Consider the following 263-nt stretch of genomic DNA (forward strand, 5'->3'; position numbering starts at 1 on the left):
TGGCTGCACTTATAAGCCTAGATAAAATTAATATTACCGAGGGCGATACCGTATTAATTGACGGCGGCGCAGGGGCTGTAGGGCAGTTTGCCATTCAGTTTGCAAAGCAGCGCGGTGCCGACGTATTTACCACAGCAGCTAAGCGTAATCATAAATTGGTGAAACAATTAGGCGCCGATGTGGTATTTGCTTACCAGGATAAAGACTTATGCGAAAAAATTCGCCGAGAGCTTGGCCCACAAGGCTTTGATGCGGTAATAGAC

At 46.8% G+C, this 263-nt stretch carries 1 protein-coding gene; it reads left to right on the forward strand.

Annotation, left to right across the window (positions count from 1 at the left end):
• On the forward strand, positions 1 to 263 hold a 263-nt coding region (locus tag AAEY83_RS16035; protein WP_351060570.1), incomplete at both ends, for a zinc-binding dehydrogenase.

Origin of the sequence: Psychrobacter sp. TB20-MNA-CIBAN-0197 (genome assembly GCF_040309765.1) — a bacterium.
GTDB lineage: Bacteria > Pseudomonadota > Gammaproteobacteria > Pseudomonadales > Moraxellaceae > Psychrobacter > Psychrobacter submarinus.